General features: G+C 39.7%; 21 protein-coding genes. 7 read left to right on the plus strand and 14 right to left on the minus strand.

The window, feature by feature from the left end; translation table 11 throughout:
• Positions 1–154: 154 nt before the first annotated feature.
• Both VB654_RS01960 and VB654_RS01965 read left to right on the plus strand, forming a co-directional pair.
• Positions 155–967, plus strand: a complete 813-nt coding sequence (locus VB654_RS01960; RefSeq protein WP_323211690.1) for a pentapeptide repeat-containing protein — start codon at positions 155–157, stop codon at positions 965–967.
• A gap of 117 nt (positions 968–1,084) precedes the next feature.
• Complete coding sequence (locus tag VB654_RS01965; RefSeq protein WP_323211691.1) at positions 1,085–2,809, plus strand: DUF262 domain-containing HNH endonuclease family protein; 1,725 nt, start codon at positions 1,085–1,087, stop codon at positions 2,807–2,809.
• Positions 2,810–2,848: 39 nt separating this feature from the next.
• Here VB654_RS01965 and VB654_RS01970 read toward each other — a convergent pair whose 3' ends face one another.
• The 12 genes from VB654_RS01970 to VB654_RS02025 form a co-directional block, all read right to left on the minus strand.
• On the minus strand, positions 2,849–3,424 hold the full coding sequence (locus VB654_RS01970; protein ID WP_323211692.1) for a hypothetical protein: 576 nt from the start codon (positions 3,422–3,424) through the stop codon (positions 2,849–2,851).
• Between the two features lie 5 nt (positions 3,425–3,429).
• Positions 3,430–4,686, minus strand: coding sequence for an ATP-binding protein (locus VB654_RS01975; protein ID WP_323211693.1), 1,257 nt, complete (start codon positions 4,684–4,686; stop codon positions 3,430–3,432).
• Positions 4,687–4,841: 155 nt separating this feature from the next.
• The gene (locus VB654_RS01980; protein ID WP_323211694.1) at positions 4,842–5,609 is read right to left on the minus strand and encodes a phycobilisome rod-core linker polypeptide; all 768 of its coding nucleotides are present in this window, start codon (positions 5,607–5,609) and stop codon (positions 4,842–4,844) included.
• A gap of 139 nt (positions 5,610–5,748) precedes the next feature.
• Entirely contained in the window at positions 5,749–6,492 is a 744-nt protein-coding gene (locus VB654_RS01985; protein WP_323211695.1) for a phycobilisome rod-core linker polypeptide, read from the minus strand.
• Between the two features lie 205 nt (positions 6,493–6,697).
• Entirely contained in the window at positions 6,698–7,537 is an 840-nt protein-coding gene (locus VB654_RS01990; protein WP_323211696.1) for a phycobilisome rod-core linker polypeptide, read from the minus strand.
• Between the two features lie 214 nt (positions 7,538–7,751).
• Entirely contained in the window at positions 7,752–8,348 is a 597-nt protein-coding gene (locus VB654_RS01995) for a HEAT repeat domain-containing protein (RefSeq protein WP_323211970.1), read from the minus strand.
• A 128-nt stretch (positions 8,349–8,476) separates the two neighbouring features.
• Positions 8,477–9,307: a HEAT repeat domain-containing protein gene (locus VB654_RS02000; RefSeq protein ID WP_323211697.1), complete on the minus strand. Its 831-nt coding sequence runs from the start codon at positions 9,305–9,307 to the stop codon at positions 8,477–8,479.
• Between the two features lie 9 nt (positions 9,308–9,316).
• Positions 9,317–9,559, minus strand: coding sequence for a phycobilisome linker polypeptide (locus tag VB654_RS02005; RefSeq protein WP_323211698.1), 243 nt, complete (start codon positions 9,557–9,559; stop codon positions 9,317–9,319).
• A 42-nt stretch (positions 9,560–9,601) separates the two neighbouring features.
• Positions 9,602–10,462, minus strand: a complete 861-nt coding sequence (locus tag VB654_RS02010; protein ID WP_323211699.1) for a phycobilisome linker polypeptide — start codon at positions 10,460–10,462, stop codon at positions 9,602–9,604.
• Between the two features lie 219 nt (positions 10,463–10,681).
• Positions 10,682–11,173, minus strand: coding sequence for a phycocyanin subunit alpha (gene cpcA, locus VB654_RS02015; protein ID WP_323211700.1), 492 nt, complete (start codon positions 11,171–11,173; stop codon positions 10,682–10,684).
• 80 nt (positions 11,174–11,253) lie between these two features.
• Positions 11,254–11,775, minus strand: coding sequence for a phycocyanin subunit beta (locus VB654_RS02020; RefSeq protein WP_323211701.1), 522 nt, complete (start codon positions 11,773–11,775; stop codon positions 11,254–11,256).
• A gap of 820 nt (positions 11,776–12,595) precedes the next feature.
• Complete coding sequence (locus VB654_RS02025; RefSeq protein ID WP_416235647.1) at positions 12,596–13,573, minus strand: RluA family pseudouridine synthase; 978 nt, start codon at positions 13,571–13,573, stop codon at positions 12,596–12,598.
• Between the two features lie 1,322 nt (positions 13,574–14,895).
• Here VB654_RS02025 and VB654_RS02030 point away from each other — a divergent pair.
• Positions 14,896–15,972, plus strand: coding sequence for a response regulator (locus VB654_RS02030; RefSeq protein ID WP_323211702.1), 1,077 nt, complete (start codon positions 14,896–14,898; stop codon positions 15,970–15,972).
• Between the two features lie 35 nt (positions 15,973–16,007).
• Here VB654_RS02030 and VB654_RS02035 read toward each other — a convergent pair whose 3' ends face one another.
• Together VB654_RS02035 and VB654_RS02040 are read right to left on the minus strand one after the other, a co-directional pair.
• Positions 16,008–16,322 (minus strand): hypothetical protein, encoded by a 315-nt coding sequence (locus tag VB654_RS02035; RefSeq protein ID WP_323211703.1) that lies wholly within the window; start codon positions 16,320–16,322, stop codon positions 16,008–16,010.
• Positions 16,323–16,327: 5 nt separating this feature from the next.
• Positions 16,328–17,527 carry an FAD-dependent oxidoreductase gene (locus VB654_RS02040; RefSeq protein ID WP_323211704.1) on the minus strand — a complete coding sequence of 400 codons (1,200 nt, stop codon included), beginning with the start codon at positions 17,525–17,527 and terminating at the stop codon, positions 16,328–16,330.
• Between the two features lie 153 nt (positions 17,528–17,680).
• On the opposite strand from VB654_RS02040, the gene VB654_RS02045 reads away from it, so the two are divergent.
• The 4 genes from VB654_RS02045 (at position 17,681) to VB654_RS02060 (ending at position 20,902) form a co-directional block, all read left to right on the plus strand.
• Positions 17,681–18,112: a hypothetical protein gene (locus tag VB654_RS02045; RefSeq protein WP_323211705.1), complete on the plus strand. Its 432-nt coding sequence runs from the start codon at positions 17,681–17,683 to the stop codon at positions 18,110–18,112.
• Positions 18,113–18,159: 47 nt separating this feature from the next.
• Entirely contained in the window at positions 18,160–20,118 is a 1,959-nt protein-coding gene (locus tag VB654_RS02050; RefSeq protein WP_323211706.1) for a tetratricopeptide repeat protein, read from the plus strand.
• A gap of 131 nt (positions 20,119–20,249) precedes the next feature.
• Positions 20,250–20,474 (plus strand): hypothetical protein, encoded by a 225-nt coding sequence (locus VB654_RS02055; protein ID WP_323211707.1) that lies wholly within the window; start codon positions 20,250–20,252, stop codon positions 20,472–20,474.
• An 8-nt stretch (positions 20,475–20,482) separates the two neighbouring features.
• Positions 20,483–20,902, plus strand: coding sequence for a PIN domain-containing protein (locus tag VB654_RS02060; protein ID WP_323211709.1), 420 nt, complete (start codon positions 20,483–20,485; stop codon positions 20,900–20,902).
• Positions 20,903–20,971 lie beyond the last annotated feature (69 nt).

The following is a 20,971-nucleotide window of genomic DNA, read 5'->3' on the forward strand; positions in this document are numbered from 1 at the left end:
CTGGAAGTGCAAGCTGTAGGAAGTTTTGGACGGCTTTACTTAGGTGGAGCCGAGCAAGATATTCTCGCAGGTGCAGAGGGAGCATTAACAGCCATTGAAAATGTAGCAGGTCGCGTCAATCCCCAGGCTGGGGGAAACGAGTAAAGGAGAGAAAATGGCAAATCGAGAGCATCTAGCTTTACTCAAAGCAGGTGCAGTCCAATGGATAGAGTGGAGACAGCAGAATCCCCAGATGAAACTAGATATTAGCACCGCGAACCTCAAAGGAGAAAACCTCAGAGGCGCAAACCTCCAAGGGGTGAATTTAAACAAAGTTGATTTAAGTCATGCTTTACTGGTGCGAGCCAACTTTAGTAATGCTGACCTTAGTGGCGCAAACCTGCACCAAGCCAAGTTAATAGAAGCTAACTTGAGCGAAGCAAATTTGAGTGTGGCGAACTTGAGTGGTGCGACACTTACCCAAGCAAATTTGAGTTACGCCCATCTCATTGGTGCTGACTTGAGTACAACCAATCTTCAAGGCGCGATTATTGTTGAAGCTAACCTAATTGGAACTGACTTGAGAGACGCTAACTTGAGAGAGGCTGATTTAAGTACAGCGAAATTAATCAGGGCTAACTTGAGTTTTGCCAATTTGATTGAAGCTAACTTAATTGGTGCTGACTTAAGTGAAGCCAATTTATACGAGGCGCAATTAAACGGAGCTTACCTTTATCAAGCTGATTTTTACAAAGCGAATTTGAACCAAGCTCACCTAAGTGGTGCATATTTGTTCCGAGCTAATTTCACTGAAGCAAACTTAAGTGGTGCTAACTTAACTTGGACTAACCTTACAAGAGCAAATTTGGCTGGGGCTAATCTCCAAGGAGCAAATTTGAGGGGTGCTAAAATTCAAGGTGCTAACCTCCAAGGTGCTAATCTTCAGGATACAATTATGCCTGATTTATCTAGATATGATAAATATTAGTAGGCAAAAACGCGATAACTCGCGTCTGTAAAAGAAAGTAGGGAGTTTATCTGTCGTTTGTTTTTTTGATATCTCCCCCCTCAATAACAAACACCATAAAACAATTTATTAAAAACCATGAAAATTGAAGCTAATGATAAAGAAGTTAGAGATATATTTGCTCTAGGATATTTTAAAATTCCCAGATTTCAACGTCCTTATTCATGGACAGATGAAGAGGTTGAAGATTTTTGGGAAGATGTCGTCATTAGAGACTATGAACATTATTTTATAGGCTCAATGGTTGTTTATCAAACAGAAAAACCATACTATGGAATAGTTGACGGACAACAGAGATTAACAACTATTACATTAATGCTTGCTGCTATAAGAAATGCTTTCCTTGATTATGGAGATGAAAACTTGGCTAGGGGAGTACATCAATATATTGAAAAAGCAAATATAGATAATATAAATGAATATGTGATAAATTCTGAAACATCTTTTCCTTATTTCCAAGACCATATACAGAGCTTTAAAAAAGCAGACATAAAATGTACGGTTGGTAATGAAGAACAAAATCTAAAGTCAGCATTTGAGTTAATCAATAAACAACTTTATTCAAAAATCCCTAAATTTGATAGTCATGACTCTTGTAGTGATCTTTTTCAAGAACGAAAATATCAAATTATAGAGATTTTAAAAGATACAAGAAACAAAATTCTTTCTTTAAAACTAGTATTTATTCAATTAGATAATGAAGATGATGCTTATTTAATTTTTGAAACTCTCAATACTCGCGGAAAAGATTTGACTACACCAGACTTAGTAAAAAATTTATTATTACAAAAGCTAAGAGCTTCCAATATTACACTAGATTCTTATAAAGTTATGTGGAATGGCATCTTAGAAAAATTTGATGATAATGGGTTAGACAAAAATATTGTAGCAGGCTTTCTGTATCATCATTGGCTTTCTAAATATGGTGGTACTACTCAAAAACAATTATTTGGTGAAATAAAAGAATACATTGAATCTTCTAGTAGAAATGAATCCCAAATTAAGTCTCATTTATTATTATTAGAATTTCAAAAAAACTCAGATTATTATGTTTCTATTATATCTCCAGATAGTCATCAATGGAGTCCTGAAGAAAAAAATAGCATTCAAAAATCTTTAAAAGCATTACGTCTTTTTAATGTCAAACAACAAACTCCAATGATTTTATCTCTTATTAGGGCATATAGAGAAAATAAAATAACATTGAGGGTATTACGTAAAATCCTATGGAAAATTGAATGTTTTCATTTTATTTTTAACGCAATAACTTCTCAAAGATCATCCGGTTCCATTGGACCACTTTACGCCAAATTTGCACAAGAACTTTCTAAGACTGATAACCAAGATAAAATTCAGTCAATTAATACAGATTTATTAAGAAAACTCAAGGATAAACTACCTAGCTTTGATGAATTTGAAGTAAACTTCATGGATTTAGTGTATACGAAAAATAAACAAAGAGATAAAAAACTTATCCAATATATATTGGAAAATATGACAGGACAAAATATCAATGGACTACCCGTTGATTATACTTCTGCGAGTATTGAACACCTACTACCACAATCAACAGGAGACGAAGAAATAGTTGGTAATATAGGAAATTTAATACTAGTAGATAAAGTAACTAATGGTGAACAATTAAGAGATTTTGATTTTATCAAAAAGATTGAAATTTTAAAAAATAAAAACTATCCGCTTGATGATTATTTGTTAAACGCCACTCAGTGGACTGAGGAAGAAATTAAAGAGCGAGGTAAATCAATAGCTCACAAAGCATACTATGACATTTGGAAATTGTAAATTAAATATGCTTAATATAAATAACATCATATTCTGATTCTAAAGCGTAGACTGCTGTTTTTTAATTGCACGAGCAATGAGGGGAGCTTTACTTTCTAATCCTGTGAGAGTAATTTCGCCATCTAGATAAAGCTGATACCATTGTTGACGTAGACGGATAACTAGCTCATGATCCCGCAAATGTAATCTTTGCAGAGTAAATTCGGCTTTTGGACGTTCCTGTGGTGGAATTGCATCAGTTAGGACTAACTGGAGGGAAGGTAACAAAATTTCAAACCAATCATCCTCCACCAGAAATGGATCAAGCACTTGATCATCAACAGTCCCTTTGCTACTATTTATCCAAGCAGAAGCAAAACGATAATTACTCCATTCGTAAGCCAAATGTCGATGATTTTGACAAGAGAGATAATGATCTACAGTGCCAACAGGTTCAAACATGGCACTATAACCACAAAGACTACCAAAACCATCGGCTAAATCTATTTTAAATTTTGACCAATAATCTTTTGGTCTTTTTTTAGAATCTTTATTTTTGACTAACCAATTATTACCTAGTTGCCGTGCTTTGGCATCAAAATCTGGTGGTTCTGCTGGAGGATTAAACTTTAACATATTTACTATACCTCGGATGATCCAGCATTTCTTTTTTCTGCTGTTACTATCCAACGAGGCCAAAAAGGATCGTGTCCTGGTAAAAGTTTTTGCAGTTCCTGATGAATTTGTGGCTGGCTTCTCAAGTGTTCTGGAAAATTATTCATATCATCATAGCGCATCCATGCTTCTGCGGCTTCAATCGCTGTTTCTGCTTCTTGAGAACGAGCTTGTTTGAGTCCAAATATTTCTGATGTTAGCCATCCAACTGTATCTCCTTGTTTAACCCAAGATATTTCATCCAAGGAAACTTTTTCGCCTAGCAATTCAAATAAAAATAATTTGTCTTGTTCTTCATCAAAAATTGGTTCTAAGGAAGCAAGTACCAAGGGCGAATGAGTTGTAGCTAAAACTTGTACTTTCATATTTGACTGGAGCTCATTTAGCACAGATAAAATAGATGGTAATATAACTCTTTGCCAGCGTGGATGTAGGTGAGATTCAACTTCATCAATTAGTAAAAATATTTGATTCATTGGTTCTTGTCTCCGGAGTTCCGAAGCTTTTTCGTGTTCGTACCAAGTCCATACCAACAAATAAGCAAGTCCCAAAATTCGCTTCATTCCTGCTGATGCTTGGGTAATGGGAATATTACCGTAAGGAAGATTAATTGTGGGAATGTCGCGCACATCTTCTACAGATACTCGCGTTGGTTCTCCTATTTCTATCCACTCATCAGGATGAGGTGCAAGTTGTTTAATGACATCGGACAAAAGTCGAAATGGCGTTTTTTGTGGTTGATTTTGCCATGTTACCCAATCTTGAATTAGACCATTACAAACAACTTTACCTTTTAATTTTAAGCCATTCCAAAGTGTATCTGGGGTAAAATCATACGCATCTTCATCGTTGCGAGCAGGATCAAAAATAGAGAAACTTCCATCAACGCGAACAAAAATAATTACTCCTTTTAACAAGGGAACACCATATTGAAAATCTTGCCATTTCTGTTTAGTAAAATTAAATTTACTTGAATAATTTATTCCTTCTTCATCATCATCTAGAGTGATAATTTTGGAGATAATTTTTGGTAATTCATCTGTATTTCTTTGGGGGTAAGCGGGTTGGTCTACCCAATTTCCAGTGAGTACCCACCAAGCAACTTCAAGTAAAAAACTTTTACCTAGTCCATTATCCCCAGTAAAAATGTTGAGTCTATCAGCAAATTCAACATCAAATTGAGAAGCAGGTCCAACAGACTTTAAATGAAGTTCTTTTAGCATTTGACTACTCCTTTAGACCTTCACCATATTAAAAGCTACTGGGTCTAGTTTCCAGTTAACGAAACGCCTAGCTAACAGAAAAACTGCAAACCCGTCGTCACATCAACGCAAAAACTAGACCCAGTATAAAATTTGAGACAGTTAGATTTTAAATTCTAGCGTCTGCTACCACCACGGTAAGGAACTGCATTGAGATAATCAATATCAAATGCAGAAAGTTTTTGACCGTAGTTTCCTTTGCCACTCATAGATGCTGCCATGTCCGCATATTTGCGGGGGTCGCCTTCGGGGAGGCGTTTTTCTTGGAACTTGCGGGTGTAGAACTTCTCCAAGGTGAAGCGCCAATCGGTTTGAACTGTACCCACTTTTTCGCGGAAGTCTTCGCCGTAACGAGGTGTTACCAAGTTGTGGGGACGACCTTCCATGCGTTTGCGTTGGTAGGGTACGATATTATCACCAAAACTATTGGTGTACTCTTCGCTGTCTACTAAAGCATCAACGAAGCCACCAAAACCTTTGGTTGCAATAACGATTGACCAAGCAATTTGCTCGTCTTTGTTGTAAGACGCACGGCCTAAAATCCGTTTCAGGGTGATGTCTACTAAACGGTAGTTGTTATTAGATGAGACAACTAAACGATAGTAGGCTTCAGATTTGGCTAAACCTCTGATGAAGTCCCGCACAGATAGGGAACCAGTTTTCAGTTGAGATTCTAAAGTCTTCTGACGGTTGAACTTGAGGATTTCATGTTCACTGAAAATTTGGCGATAAGCTGCCCAAATGATGTTCTGAATATCAGTGTAAGAACTGACATCTTCAATGCGGTAGATATATGGTGTATCTTCATTCTGGTCAGCTACACCAAAGCTGGCGACTCGGTGATTTTGACTGCTGGGTTTGTATTGAAGTAATGGCAGAGACATACTGCGTTCTTCCTTTTATTAACAATGTGAACAAAAAACTGCTCGGAAAAATCAAGGAGGTTTGAATTTTCAAATCCTCACTGATGATTTACTTATTCTCCCCCATTATGTTGATAGGTAGAGCTAATTCCGAAGTAATTTAGCGCACGGGGAAATTGGCGCTGGAATTGATGGAAACGGGAATACCTTGGGGGTTGATATCCCTGGCCATGTCGGGAATTTCAATGCTGGCTAGGTTAACTGGGGTAAATTTCAGCATCTTGATTTCGATGGAGTTGGCTAATTCCATGAAGTTCTTGATGTCACCTGCTTTATAACGCGCATCTTCTAACTTGTCGCGCCAGTAGTTACCGTAGCGGGGTGTGACTAAATTAAAGGGTCTATCTTTGTAGCGTCGCCGTTGGTAGGGAACGATGTTGTCGCCAAAGTTGCTTTGATACTCTTGGGAGTTGATTAAAGCATCAACAAAACCATTCCAGCCAAGGGTGGCTATTTTGATTGACCAAGCAATTTCTTCGTCTTTGTTGTAAGATGCACGACCTAAAATCCGTTTGAGGGCAATTTCTACTAACCGATAGTTAGAGTTGGTTTGCACTACTAAATTCCGGAAGGCTTCGGACTTGGCTAAACCCCGGATGAAGTCGCGCACGGTAATGGCTCGATTCTTGACCTGAGATTCTAAGTTAGTCTGGCGATAGAATTTGAGGATTTCGTGTTCGCTAAAAAGCTGCCGATAGGCTGCCCAAATTAATTCTTGGACTTCACTATCAAAGGCACAGTCTTCGATGCGGTAAATTCTGGGAGTATCTTCGTTAGGGACTTCGTAACCAGCTACGCGCTGATTTTGGGAACTGGGTTTGTATTCTAGTAAAGGAATTGTCATTTCAGTTATCAGTTATCAGTGAACAGTTATCAGTTGTTTGAGTTTGATGACCTATAACAACTGCTAAGGAGATTAGGACATTATTGATTGCTGAAAGCCTTGATCTAGGGGCGGGTTTATTAAAATTATTCTTAGTCATTGAGCATATCTCTAAACTCGCCCCTACCCACTGATTACTCAGCACTCAGCACTCAGCACTCAGCACTTAATTTGTGGGATTTGCAGGGATGTAACGGTAAGGTAGGGCAACTGCTACAGGTTTCATGGTTGGTTGGGGAGTGCCAATTTCGCGGGCGTTGTCGGGAATTTTGATATCTTTGATTTGTGAGGTGACTGTAGCTATTGTCCGTTGGTAGTTACGTTCTGGGGTAAGAATTTGCCCGGCCATGCTCATGAAATTGGCGGGAATAATTCGACGAATTTCTTCTTTACTGGCAAAGCCGGTGGTACGGGCATTGTAGAAGGTACGACCACCGATAGATTCCAACATCATGCGATCGCGCCAGTATGAACCGTAGCGAGGATTAACTAAGTTAAAGGGTCTGTCTTTATACCGACGACGTTGGAACGGTACGATGTCATCACCAAAGTTTTGCAGATATTCTTCACTATCTAACAAGGTATCGATGAAACCGTGTAATCCTTTTGTACCAATGACAATCGACCAAGCAATTTCTTCGTCTTTGTTGTAGGCGGCGCGTCCGACAAACCGCTTCAAGGTGATATCAACTAAGCGGTAGTTGGTGTTAATATCTGCTACTTGTGTGCGGTAAACTTCCGATTTACCCAATCCCCGGATAAAATCACGGACGTTAATTGCCCGATTTCGCAGTTGAGATTCCAGAAATTTTTGGCGATTGCTGGCAATGATTAAGTGTTCGCTAAAAATTTGCCGATATGCCGCCCAGATAATGGCATCAATATCTGTATCTGAGGTAGCAGCCGCTAACCGATACATGGTGGGCGTATCTTCGTTGGGTACTTCGTAACCTTCAACACGCTGATTTTGCGTGGTATATGAATAATTCAGTAATGGTATTGACATATTTACTTTTTCCTTGTTTTATGATATTTAAGTCGGAAATCAGCGATCGCAGAAATTCAAAGTTAGGGACTTGCAAGAAATAAATTATCCTAATAAACGAACCACAGAGGCGCAGAGGACACGGAGTTAAGAGGGTTTGAGAGGTTTTTGGCGTTTAGTGGTTGAGTATTTTTTTATTTGGAAGTCCCTTACTAACTGATAACTGTTCACTGATTTAAACAGCTAACTGCACACGCGCGCGAATTGCTTTTTCGTCATCAGTGGCTAACATTTGGTCAAATCTCGTCTGAATGGGTTGCTGTAAATCGGGTATTTTAGCCAAGGCTTGTAAACCTACAACAGCAGCATAACGGATTGACCATTCTGAGTCTTGGGAAATAAACAGCAGGGTTTCCAATGCTTTGTTCAGCGCTGTTTCCCTGTCGGCAGAGTCGAGTTTATGCCAGTTTAAATTTCCCAATCCCTTGGCAGCAGCACGGCGGACACTGGGAGCAAAGTCTGTGGCTGCGGCTGTGATTAAAACGTCTATAGCACGGGGGTCTGCGATCGCTGCTAAAGTACGAATCGAATAAGCCCGTGCGCCATAGTTATAATCGTCTATCTGGGATAGCAATTGTGGTACTGCTATTTCTCCCATTTCGGTCAAGGCCGCCGCCGCCACCGTCGCTGCGGATGGGTTGTTATAACCAAACACCGCAATTAACGTGGGAATAGCGGCGATATCTTTTGCTGCTGCCAAGTTTTGTACTGCCGTTACCATGTTGGCTGGTGTATCTGCCTGGGCGACGGCACGAATTAATTCATCAGTCAAATCCTGCGCTCCATTCATGATTGATAATTCATAGTACGTAGTTACGAATTAGGAATTACGAATTACGAATTACGAATTACGAATTACGAATTACGAATTACGAATTACGAATTACGAATTACGAATTATTACAAAAGTGAATCCATCAAATTCATCACCTGGATAGCATTGTCAGAAACAGACAAAACATCTAACTCTGGGGTGAGTTGATGTTCTAGTAATCCTTTGAGGGCAATGAGTTTGAAGCTACTTTCTACTTGAGCGATCGCGATCGCCTCTGCTGCTGCCATGTATCCAATTGCACCCAAATCCGCTAAAACCAAGCGGCGCAATTTCAGGTCACTGCTGGACAAAGTTTTCACTAACCTATCCCCATAAACAGGGTCTTGTGTTAGTTGGTACATTGCTCTAGCGGCGGCACACTGTACCCCTGGGATTTCATGCTCTAAGAACGGCGAAATCAAAGAAATAGCCTCAGTTGCACCAATAGCTCCCAAGGCTTCTATTACCGCTTCATAGGGCTGGGTGAGATGGGGGCGGCCTGGTACTTGCACGGCCTGGGCAACACCCCCATCTAACATTTTTATGAGGGCTGGGGCGGCAGTTTTATCCCGTAACTTTTGCAAAGACTGGGCTGCTGCTTCGCGCACATAAAAATCATGGCATTCCAAGCACTTAATTAAGCCTGGTATAGCTTTGGCATCACCTAATTTCCCCAATGCTCTGGCAGCATTGCGCCGCAGTGGATAACCTCCCATTTCTGTTCTGTCGGCTTCATCCTCTAACGCTGCAATTAAGGCATCTACAACATCTGGATGGCAAACTCGAAATTTGCCCAGCCACCAAGCTGCGTAGTAGCGGAGACTTAAATCTGATGATTGCAGGTTGGCGAGTGCTAACTCTGGTGTCAACTGGGGCGCATTTTCTGCTGAATATTCTGACGCACTGGGTTCGTTCATGCCAAGAAATTAGTTCTCGTCAGCGCTCAATGGTGATATGTTGATGATTTTGCCACCTAAGCGGTTAATTCGTTGCATTTCTTCGTTCATCCGGCTGTATGGTACTGTGATGAACACACTACCACTACGACGAATATCGAATTGATTTTTATCAGTTTCTGCATTTTGGCGCAAGCCTACGACTTCATAACGAAATACTCGGCTTGCAGATGAAGAAACGCTACCAGCCCCAAGTGTGGTTTGACCGAACATTACTTCTTATCTCCTGTATTGATGAGGTTGAGTAACGCTACCTTAAGCTGACGTGATGCTGACGATTTTGCCACCCTGCTTATGAATTTGCTGGATCTTGTCAGAGAGTCGCTCGTAAGGTACGATAAATGCTGTGCTACTCCGTCTTACACTGGGATAGCCTGAACCACGGATTGCTGTAACTTCGATGCGGTACACGCGATCGCCTACACCCACAGCATTTCCTAAATTCTTCTTGGGAGCCACATCTGCTGAAGCACGGAAATTCCAGTTATCGTTGCTTCCTGATGGGCCGACAATAGAAGAAGATTTATTACTTGCTAAATCCTGCGCTAAACGGGATTTAGTACCTTCTACCTGGGTGCGATCGCTATTGGCATAACCCCGGTATAACCGGAACATCCGGGTAAAGCCGACAGTTTTTTGCCCTAGTTGGTTATCAAAACCACGATAATAGGGAACAATATTGTCGCCGAAGTTATTTTGGTACTCTGGAGAATCAATATAAGAATCAATTTCCGCGTCGTACCCTTTGTTCTGGTACAAATCTAAGTGGTACACAACTTCCGATTCATCGTAGGGAGCGCGTCCCAAAAGATGCTTGTAGTTGAGTTCAATCAAGCGAGTTTGAAAACTGTTGTAAAAAAACTTGTTTTTGTAAAGTTCCGACTTAGCAATGCTCCGGACAAACTCCCGCACTGATAAATTGCCATCCCGCAGGAGTGATTCGGCGCTGACTAGACGTTCCGATGCCATTAAATAGTCGTTACCCAAAACTTGCCGATAAGCGGCACGGATTACAAGCTCTGCTTCATCTTTACTGGCGTTGGGGCGCAGTTCAACTCGACGTGCATCGCTAAAAGGCTCTGTTCCAAGCCTAGATGCTGCTGTTGTAATTGCCATGATTTTTCACCTATTTATTTGCATTTCGGCTATTTGTACCGAGTGCTGACTTAACTCAAACTTTTATTGCTTTGCTACATAAAAGTTTGCCCGGAGCGAGATTCAACTGCTAGATGAGCCAGAACGGTCTTTTTGTTTGACAAAACGAGCGACTGGTGAACCCCAAAGGGTTGATTAACTCCATCCAACACTTGCATCCTGATCCGGGCAAGATACTATTTAGCTAAGAGCGTTGATAGCGTAGTCGAAGTAGGTGTTGGCTTCGTTAGCAGCTTGTCCACTCAAACCATGATTAGCTTTCATGTATTTGATAGCTTCGATGTACCAGCTAGGAGACAAGTCAAAAGAGCTGTTGATTTCAGCCAAACCAGCAATCAAGAATTCATCCAAAGGACCAGTACCACCAGCAACTAAGCTATAGGTAACGATGCGTAGGTAGTGACCAACGTCACGAGCGCACTTGGACTTACCACGGCTGTCAGCAGCATACTGAGGGCCTGGGGTTTGGGTGGTGTATGGGAATTTTTGGTATACAGCTTGGGTTGCACCGTCAATCAATTTTTGTGCATTGGATGTCAAAGCACGAGCAGCTTCCATGCTGGCAACAGCACGGACATAACGACCGTTAACTGCTTGCAGTTCGGTGTTGCCTAAGAAACGTCCTTGGGTATCAGCAGATGCGATCGCTTCGGTAATTGGTGTTTTAACCATTTTCTAAAATCTCCTTGGTATTTCGTAAATTTTTGGTCTAATTACCTAAATATTTAGGTACTGGACTTTGTGAGTTGATATTAAGCAACAGCAGCAGCAGCACGATCAAAGTAACTAGCTACTTCAGACATCAATTGGCTGCAATCACCCTTGGTGATACCGTTAGGATCGTTAGCTAGGCCAACAGCAGCGTCTTTCATTTTTTGAACACCAACAGCTACAGAAGATCCAGGAGTTCCTAGAGCTTGGTAGGTTTCGCGTAAGCCGTTCAAGCAGCGATCATCTAGAACACTAGCATCACCAGCCAAAATAGCGTAGGTAACGTAACGCAAGATGATTTCCATGTCGCGCAAACAAGCAGCCATACGACGGTTTGTGTAAGCGTTACCACCAGGAGCAATCAATTGAGGTTGCTCTTCAAACAAAGAACGAGCTGCGTTGGTAACAATAGCTGAAGCGTTGCTGGTAATCCGGTTAACAACATCTAAACGCTTGTTGCCTTCTCTAACAACGTTGGTTAAAGCGTCTAGTTGCTCGTTGCTTAAAAATTCGCCTCTGGAGTCAGCTTGAGAAACTACCTTGGTGAATACATCTAATGTCATGGACTTTAATCTCCTAATTTGTGAGATGTCTAGATTAAAACTGGTAATGTTTTTTGAACTTCGCATGACCAGAAGTCACGCAATTCCTACTGCCCTGATTCTGGCCTGAATTGCTTCAGGTCTTATAGATTCGACTTAGGCGTTTTGAGTCTCTGTAGTATCGACAGCGACTAATTCCATTTGGAATGGTTAAAAACAGACTGGGGATCAAACCGCTTCTCAGGTTAGTCTCGTAATTCCTTTTTACCAGATTAACAAGCAATTATGAGAATCTGAAGTAATTATATGAGAAATAGGCAAACTTGATTAAATGGATGCCTTGTTTGACTTCTGTCTGTCATTTAACCCCTTCAGCTTATGTTTATACAATGGTATAGATCCTTTATTTGTTACAAATTATGAATAAATAAGTTGCAGGAATAAGAACCACCTCAAATCCTTTACATACAAGGACTTTGACTGAGAATTACTGCAAAAACCAGTAACATTACTTCACGTTTCATGAATATATCCGAAAAAATTATAAATTTTATAATTTATTTATTTTCCTAAAAGTCCTGAAAATGCAAGACATTACAGTTTTTATGAGTATTTTTCGGCTGTACTGTTTTTATTAACAGATGTTAAAAATAGTATTTACTTATATTGCTAGAAGCAGTTTTAATTCTTCTTTCCACAGTAAAAAAGCGAAAAAAACTTTACAAATCTCAATATTAGAGAATAGGGAACAGGGAATAGGCAATAGGCAATAGGGAGTTTTATATGGCTTACGCCACGCAAGCTATCAAAATTCAAATAGGAGTCCTATCTGTTCGTAACCTTAGCCAGCAACTCGTCGCCGGAGAATTTCTAACAAAGTTGTGAATGTTTTAGGAGGGGGTGCTGTCACTTCGATCAAATCCCCAGAAACTGGATGTTGTAACTTTAATCGCCAAGCGTGTAGTGCTTGACCTCGCAAGTTGACACCCACGGAATGACCAGAACTATAAATTGGATCACCGACGATAGGATGACCGATTTTGGCGCTGTGGACACGAATTTGATGGGTGCGTCCTGTTTCTAATTGAAAGAGAACTAATGTCTGGTTTCCTAGCCTTTCTAGAATTTGCCAATGAGTTACCGCATTACGTCCGCCTTTGTCTGTAGGGACGACTGCCATTTTTTTGCGATCTTGGGGATGACGACCAATGGGGAAATCTATCATGCCATTTTCGGTTTTGGGCGCACCGTAAATTACACCTAAATATTCTCGCCTTGCGGTTTTTGCTTGGAGTTGGGCTTGGAGGCTGTGATAGGCAATATCAGTTTTAGCGATCGCGATCGCCCCTGTTGTATCTTTATCCAATCGATGCACAATTCCTGGACGCTGCACGCCGCCAATTCCTGGGAGATTGGGACAATGTGCTAACAAAGCATTTACCAAAGTCCCATCGGGATGACCGGGTGCGGGATGAACGACTAAACCAGCAGGTTTATTGAGAATCAATAATTGGTCGTCTTCATAGAGAATATCTAGAGGAATATCTTCGGCTTGGACTTCCAGGGGTTGAACTTCTGGAATTTCTAAGGTAATGCGATCGCCTACTTTGACATTGATTTTTTTAGTTGTGCAGATTTGCCCATTCAGATGAACATTTCCCTGTTCAATTAATTGCTGGATGCGAGAACGAGATAAATTAGGTAATTTCTGTGAAAGGTAGCGGTCTAGGCGTTCACCGGAGGTGTGAGCGAAGCGATCGCCGGATCTGTGGGCGACGCGATCGCCTATTTCTTCAACTAGTAAATTAAATATGGTCACAATTGTTTTGAATGAATTCCTCTTTCTTGCAGTAAAGCACGGACAGCTTGCCAATTTGTTAAGTTTAACTAATTGCCGTCTGGATTCACTAAACTGCTAATAATACTCATAACCAGAAGCCAAGAATTTTAAGATTAATTTATAACTGTTATACATAATTGAATCTTAATAGTCAGTATTAACATCAGGTAATATTTATTGATTTATTTCTGCATACAGTGTAAGCACGGTAACTCTTCCCCAAGTGTAGTTTCCGGAAAGAAATAAAAAAATCCCATTAATTTTTATTCACATTTTCTTTACTTATTCATTATGATATTTACATATTTTTTTATTTTTTTTGCAAAAATTATAGTAACCTAAAAATTAGTAAGCAAACTATTTGCTATCTACCATTGAATTCAAAAGAGTTATTGTGCTGGGATGAACCATATTTTTGGAATTTAACTGTAAATCATGGTATCTGTCCATCAAAATAGTGCATGGTGATCATTTATCACTAAATAACACTAGACAACTTTCCGGTGCTGATGAAGTCAGAAAGCCCATGTCTAGCAGCAGAGGCTTGAAAAAGTCCTCATCTCAGGAGAGATTGCATCTCAACAGGTGACTTTGCTTATCCCACAACAAACAAGAGGATAACGTCTGGGTCTGCGGGATGGAGACTCGTAAAATTGCCCGCACCTTAGCCTTATATATCGAGTTATGGTTTAACTCAGACTGGAGGTTGCGGCTATCAGTTAACTATCTTTGGTGAAGATTCACTCTTATGGTGTTGTCTAAGCAGTAGTTTTGCTGAAATTCACGAGAGATATAATCTACAACCTCAAACTTGTGTAAAAAATTGAGCCGGGTATTTACTTAGTTAATTAAAACACTGTCTATATTGCTGAAGATTATCTCTAAGCGCTTATTAGCAACAATATAACCTCAGTAATACGTAAATTAGCAATACTTTTGCTACTGATGGGCTAGAGCCAATGGTCTGTGTGCTGGACTTAAGTTACTGTTAAATTAGTCAAATTAGCACCATGAAAAAACATCAGATTGGTTTTTGAAATCCTATTTTCGGCAACCAGTTCGGTTCTTTTGTTGTTTTTCAACAGTCTCATTGGGTCTAGTACACCAAATTCCAATTCGATGAAGTATAGCTTAACAGATATTGGCAAATTAGGAGTTAGGGGTGAAGAGTCTCTGTACTAAACTCAAATGTGACAGCTATATTTAGCTGAACGCTATTTTGAACAATCTCGTTGTGAATTCCAAAAAGGTTATTCGCCAATTTTGACATTGATTGTTACTTATATCTCAAATCCGTGCCGATGAAGACACTTCCCATTAGTAGATATAGATTTTTTCAGAAACTTCAACCCATATCTCTTTTAAAAAAAATCACTAGCAAGACTGTTAATGGCTGTTTACAAGTATTTAGCACCTCTGGCTCTTGGTCAATCTATATAGAAGAGGGTAAGCTGATTTATGCCTGTTACTCCGAGAAAATGTTTGAGCCGCTTTACAGAAACCTGAAAAGCTTGAGTCAGCAAATCTCAACCCTTCCTCACGGAATCGATGAGCAGTTACAGGCAATTTTTGAAAATGGTATTGAAGATCAAGCTATACCGAACCCGGATTATCTGGCTATTTGTTGGCTAGTCAGCCAAAAATACATTAGCCCTGCTCAAGCAGCAATTCTCATCGAGCAATTGGCGTTAGAAGTTTTAGAAACCTTCTTGAACTTAGAAGAAGGAAGTTATGAATTTGTTCCGGAAAGCTTTCTAGATGATATGCCCAAGTATTGTCATCTAAATATCCGTTTATTAGTCGAACAGTATCACAAGGATAGCCGTGAGGGAAACTACGCTGAGACATCGCCTGTTATGCGGTTAAATCAGCCATCCCCTCAAACACAACCTGCACAAAAATCTTCTAGAGTTAGTGAAGGCCATAAAACCGCATACTCTAACGCTACATCAACTAATAATATTCATAACGCCCATAATAGTGGTCAGCGAACAACACCACCCGCCAACAAAAAACTTTACACAATACTTTGTATTGATGATAGTCCTACGGTATTAACCACTATTAAAAATTACTTAGATGAGCAAATTTTTTCTGTGATTACAATTACCGATTCCTTGAATGCTTTAATGCAAATTGTTCGGATCAAGCCGGACATAATTTTATTAGATGTTGAGATGCCTAATTTAGATGGGTATGAACTATGCTCTTTGTTACGTAAACACTCGTCTTTTAAAAATACGCCTGTAATTATGGTGACAGGTAAAACAGGGCTGTTTGATAGAGCTAGAGCAAAGTTGGTGAGAGCTTCAGGCTTTTTAGCTAAACCTTTTATACAAGGAGATTTACTGAAAATAATCTTTCAACATATTAGTTGATAATAAATGTCATAAATATCTTATTTAATGATAATTTACAATTTTTGCACAATGTAAAATACATAACTATAATATTCAGAGTATTTACGATAAAGGTCAATCTCCGATTGCTCCATATTGATCACTTCTAGAGCTTCTGTATCATCTTGGTAACGCTTTCGTAAACCCTGTAATTTTTCTTCTAAAGGTTGATAGTAATGATTCCACCAAGCTGATTTTGGGAGGACAAAATAGTTAATAATTTTGTAGCCACTATTTTGGATAATCTTTAAAGATTCTGAATCATCAGGCCCTTCTCTGGGTATATTCTGATGAATTTGAAAAAATATATCTTTCTGTTTATTATTCATATTAACTACTGAAATAATTTAACCTGTGTTATGCCCTGGCGCATCTCACGTTGTCGCCTTAACCAAGATTGTTTAATTATTGTACGGAGTAAGGGTGCAAATTGTACCAAGAGCGATCGCACTAGGGAATTGTTTCGCAGTAGTTCACCTTGTACAGCTTCCTGTAATTGAAGTTGCTGGGCGCGGATAATTTCTGGCTGACGTTCTGCTTGAATATTTGATAATGCGGCATCAATCTTTTGGTATTCCCCATTTGCTTGCAATATCGGTACTAAATAATTAGCTGCAACAATCACATCACGCAACGCTATATTTATACCCTGAGCGCGGACAGGCGACATGGGATGTGCAGCGTCACCTAGAAGTAATATTCCTGGTGCGTGCCATTGGGGACAACAACCCACCACAACAGACAGCTTAATAGGAGATTCAATGGTATCTGCATAATTACGGAAATGTTCCGCTAACCATGAGGGTGATAGTGAGGCGAAAATTTCTGCCCAATTTGCTTGTTTGTAGTCGGTTTTTTCATTGGCGGAAATTACATAAGCTAAATGTAGTTTATCAGACTCTGCTCCATGAAATATGCTAAAAATGCGATTCCTATTTACAATCGTCCGAAACACATTATCATTTGCAAACTGGGGACTAGCTGCCAACTTAAACCAGAGAATATCGATATTTTTGGGCTGTTTGACTAATTTTAATCCCGCACGTTCTCGCACAATTGAGTTACGACCATCCGCCCCAATCACTAAATCAGCCTTAATTTGTCGCCCATCACTGAGTATCACACCTGCAACACGCTGATTACTCCAAAATAAATCTTTAACAGCAACACCTGGGATAAATTCAAATCCATCATGGGTTTGAGCTTCGGAAATTAAGGCTTTGAGTAGTGGTGGTTGTGATACCAGTGTACAAGGACGAGGTGCGCCCATTGGCTCGTCTACGCGAAATAATTGTTTTCCCTCAATGATGAACTCCCAGCCATCGAGTTTTCGCGCCGGAATTTCTTCTAACAGTGTAGATAGTCCCATTTGTGTGAGTGCATCTAACCCACTAGGCATTAAACCCTCACCGCGAAATACCCGATGAAAGTCTTTTGCAGCTTCAATGAGGGTGACGTTAATACCACGTTTTACTAGGAGTAAAGCTAGTGCTGCACCTGTGGGACCTGCACCGACAATGATAATTTGTGCCATTTTATGCCTTCCTTAAAAAAGGGGACTTTAAGAAATTTTCCTGAAACTTGGATTCCTGATCAGTAATTGGTGTATTAACCTATTGTCGCAATTCAGAATTATGATGCGCTAGTATACATTTGTATAACTAACCGCGATAAATTGCGTAAATAAATGGATATCAGCTTAATCGTCAAACTTCTGGCTCCCTGTCTACCATTTTTGCTGAATGCAGGTAATAAAGCCATAGAAGGAGCATCTCAGAAAGTTGGTGAAGATGGTTGGAATAAAGCCAAGGCTATTTGGGGTAAGTTACAACCTAAAGTAGAGGCTAAAGAAGCAGCCCAAGAAGCGGCGACAGATGTAGCTGAAAATCCAGAGAATGAAGATTTACAAGCAAGTTTGCGGGTGCAATTGAAGAAGATTTTGGATGCTGATACCGCACTGGCAGAGGAAATAGCTCAAATTTTGCAAGAACAAAAATCAAGTGATGCCTCTGTGAGTCTCAATGCTGAATCTTACGATGAAAGTATACAGATAAATACAGCAGGCAATGTTAATCAGCCAACCTATGACTTGAGTAGGAATACTAACAGCCCAAAGTAACTAACTATATTGCTGTTTATGGTACTGCACAGCAAGAAATAGTCGAATTGCTAGAACGCAGTACCAAAGCCGAATCACCAGGGATTTTGAAAGCAGGTGACTCCCCCAAAAGCTTGGCTTACTGGCAAGGAAGAACAGAAGAAATTGCCAAAATACAGCAATGGTTAATTGATGAAAATACGTTCCTCATTGGCATAGAAGGCATTGGCGGTACAGGGAAATCTACGCTGGCCGCTAAAATTTACGATGAAATTGGGGGTTTCCCTAAACGTTTTTGGGCTGATGTCGGTAACGGGGCAAGTTTTAGCGATTTAGCGAGGAAAGTATTACAAGAGTTTGGCTTTTCGGTTCCAGAACAAGAAGCGCAGTTAGTCGAGGCGTTGATTAGGTGTTTACGAACTCATCAATTTTTACTGATTATTGACAATTTAGAGAGTGTATTACAAGCAGATAGACAATGGGGAAGTCTATTTTATGGTGATTTCTTTAACGCCTGGGTGGAATCTGGCAGTAAGAGTAAAGTCATAGTCACCACTAGGGAAAGACCAGAATTACCAAAAGGCTTTGCATGGCTAACCCTGAAAGGTTTGCAATTAGAGGAAGGAGTCGCACTGTTAACTACATTAGGCATTCGGGGAAATTTAGCCGAGTTTGTCAAACTGGTAGATGGGCATCCCTTATTGTTGAGATTGGTAGCTGATTTATTAAAAGAAGAATATTCTCAAGACCCAGATTTAAGCAGACTAGCAGATTTAGGTTTAGGCAACTTGCAGCAGTTGTTGACAGATCCCCAAGTGGTAGGTGTACATCGCCGGGCAAATGTGGGGATGGTGTTGGTATTGGATGCCAGTTTTGCAAGATTGAGTGAACTACAAAAGGCTTTATTGCTGAATATTAGTGTTTATCGTGGTGCAATTGATAGCGCAGCAGCTTTGGCAGTATTACTGGGAAGTTCAGAAGCAGAAATTGAGCAAGAGTTAAGGAATCTGGTTAAGCGTTCTTTGTTGGTAGAAAAACTCAATGGTAAACGGCGATTTGAGTTTCAGCCTGTGGTGTTGGAGTATGTGCGGTATAAAGCAGGTAATCAAAGAGAGGCGCATCAAAGAGCTATCAATTACTATCTTTTGAATGTTAAACAAAAACCTTGGCAGACTAAAGAAGATATCAAAGAATATTTAGAACTTTTTTATCACTGGTTTCAACTAAAAAATTATGATTTGGCTTTTGATAACATTCTATTCTGCAATGAATTTTTGACCTTACAGGGCTATTATACTACTCTTGGTGATGTATACGGACAGTTGAGAGAAACGTGGGACAAAACTGGGGAGCAAGAAACTTGGAAATATTGGTTTTCCATCAATGAATTAGGTAATACCTACTACTCATTAGGGCAGTATAAACAGGCGATTGAGTACTACAAGCAGTGTTGGCAAATAGCTATCAAGATACGCAGTCACAATGCTGAAGGCTCTTCTTTGGGAAATTTGGGCAATGTCTACCATGCTCTAACAGATTACCAGCAGGCGATTTTTTACCATAATTGGTCTTTGCAGATAGCTAGAGAAAATAAAGATAGCAATGCTGAAGGCACATCATTAAACAACTTGGGTAATGCTCATAACTTATTGAATGACTACGAAAAGGCTATTAAATATTACTATCTATGCTGGCAGATAAGAAAGAAGACAGATGATCCCAATGGAGAAAGCAATTGTTTAAACAATTTGGGTGTTATTTATCGTCGTCTAGGAAAGCCCAAGAAAGCAATTAAATACCTTCAGCAATCTTTACAGATACAAAAGAATATAGAGTATGGCAAGATTGGTGATCGCAGGGGTGAAGCGAATGCGTGGCTTAACTTAGGTGGAGCATTAATGGATGTCAACCGGAAATCAGACGCGCTAGGAGCTTATCGCAAAGCCCGTGAAATGTATCAAAAAATGGGACTTGATGCCGATGTGCAAAATTGCAACAACGCAATTGAGCGTCTGTCTCAACCATAAACGCCTGTAGTTACTCGCCGTGGTTTTTGGTCGTGGTTGTGGCGTTGGGTTCGCTCTTGGTTTCGGCGGTAAACAAAGTCCATTCACTTATAATTAATATAAGCTGTTAATTTCCAACTTCTTAATCACCTATGCAAAAACTAGAAATAGAACTCGATCAAGAAACCTTTGCCAAAATCAACCAATTGGCACAAACCTATAATTGCCAAGTATCAGATTTAATTACAGCAATGATTGGGCATCTCACGCAACCAAAAATTCTTAATGATACATTTATAGGTAAATGGGCTGATGATTCTGAATTAGTTGATGAAATGGTCGCAGATATTTTAAAACACAGGAATTATAGAGACTAAAGTTAGGTGTGAGAAAATCTTTAATTGATACTGATATTTTATCAGAAATTCGCAAAGGTAAAAATTATAAAATTAATGTCGAGTCTATTACTTATAGAGCTATATGGCAACAGCATACAATTTCTGTGATTACTGTTTCCGAAATTATCAAGGGATGGAGGAGAATAAATCGAAATGACCGCATTCAAGAATTTTTAACAGATTTGTCTCAACTGGAAATCTTGTCTTTAGACCAAAGCTGTGCAGAAATTTCAGGCTTAATTCAAGCGGATTTAGAAACATCAGGACAGCCAATAGGATTAGCAGATGTTTTAATAGCTTCTATAGCGATCGCCAATAACTTAGTTTTAGTAACAGGTAATACTAAACATTATCAGAAAATTCAAGTATTAGGATATCCTTTAGTAATCGATAATTGGCGAGAATAATTTTTTTTGATTGATGGTCATAATTAATCAGATGCAAGATTTACCTTAACTTGTTGGGTTGCGCGATCG

Source organism: Nodularia sp. UHCC 0506, from assembly GCF_034931045.1.
Lineage (GTDB): Bacteria > Cyanobacteriota > Cyanobacteriia > Cyanobacteriales > Nostocaceae > Nodularia.

Bases quoted from the DNA above. Each gene is read 5' to 3' on its own strand.
- cpcA (WP_323211700.1), bottom strand. From the start codon at position 11,173: ATGGTTAAAACACCAATTACCGAAGCGATCGCATCTGCTGATACCCAA.
- VB654_RS02010 (WP_323211699.1), bottom strand. From the start codon at position 10,462: ATGGCAATTACAACAGCAGCATCTAGGCTTGGAACAGAGCCTTTTAGC.
- VB654_RS02020 (WP_323211701.1), bottom strand. From the start codon at position 11,775: ATGACATTAGATGTATTCACCAAGGTAGTTTCTCAAGCTGACTCCAGA.
- VB654_RS02040 (WP_323211704.1), bottom strand. From the start codon at position 17,527: ATGGCACAAATTATCATTGTCGGTGCAGGTCCCACAGGTGCAGCACTA.
- VB654_RS01980 (WP_323211694.1), bottom strand. From the start codon at position 5,609: ATGTCTCTGCCATTACTTCAATACAAACCCAGCAGTCAAAATCACCGA.
- VB654_RS01960 (WP_323211690.1), top strand. From the start codon at position 155: ATGGCAAATCGAGAGCATCTAGCTTTACTCAAAGCAGGTGCAGTCCAA.
- VB654_RS02035 (WP_323211703.1), bottom strand. From the start codon at position 16,322: ATGAATAATAAACAGAAAGATATATTTTTTCAAATTCATCAGAATATA.
- VB654_RS01965 (WP_323211691.1), top strand. From the start codon at position 1,085: ATGAAAATTGAAGCTAATGATAAAGAAGTTAGAGATATATTTGCTCTA.
- VB654_RS01970 (WP_323211692.1), bottom strand. From the start codon at position 3,424: ATGTTAAAGTTTAATCCTCCAGCAGAACCACCAGATTTTGATGCCAAA.
- VB654_RS02005 (WP_323211698.1), bottom strand. From the start codon at position 9,559: ATGTTCGGTCAAACCACACTTGGGGCTGGTAGCGTTTCTTCATCTGCA.
- VB654_RS02055 (WP_323211707.1), top strand. From the start codon at position 20,250: ATGCAAAAACTAGAAATAGAACTCGATCAAGAAACCTTTGCCAAAATC.
- VB654_RS02000 (WP_323211697.1), bottom strand. From the start codon at position 9,307: ATGAACGAACCCAGTGCGTCAGAATATTCAGCAGAAAATGCGCCCCAG.
- VB654_RS01975 (WP_323211693.1), bottom strand. From the start codon at position 4,686: ATGCTAAAAGAACTTCATTTAAAGTCTGTTGGACCTGCTTCTCAATTT.
- VB654_RS01985 (WP_323211695.1), bottom strand. From the start codon at position 6,492: ATGACAATTCCTTTACTAGAATACAAACCCAGTTCCCAAAATCAGCGC.
- VB654_RS02045 (WP_323211705.1), top strand. From the start codon at position 17,681: ATGGATATCAGCTTAATCGTCAAACTTCTGGCTCCCTGTCTACCATTT.
- VB654_RS02030 (WP_323211702.1), top strand. From the start codon at position 14,896: ATGAAGACACTTCCCATTAGTAGATATAGATTTTTTCAGAAACTTCAA.
- VB654_RS01990 (WP_323211696.1), bottom strand. From the start codon at position 7,537: ATGTCAATACCATTACTGAATTATTCATATACCACGCAAAATCAGCGT.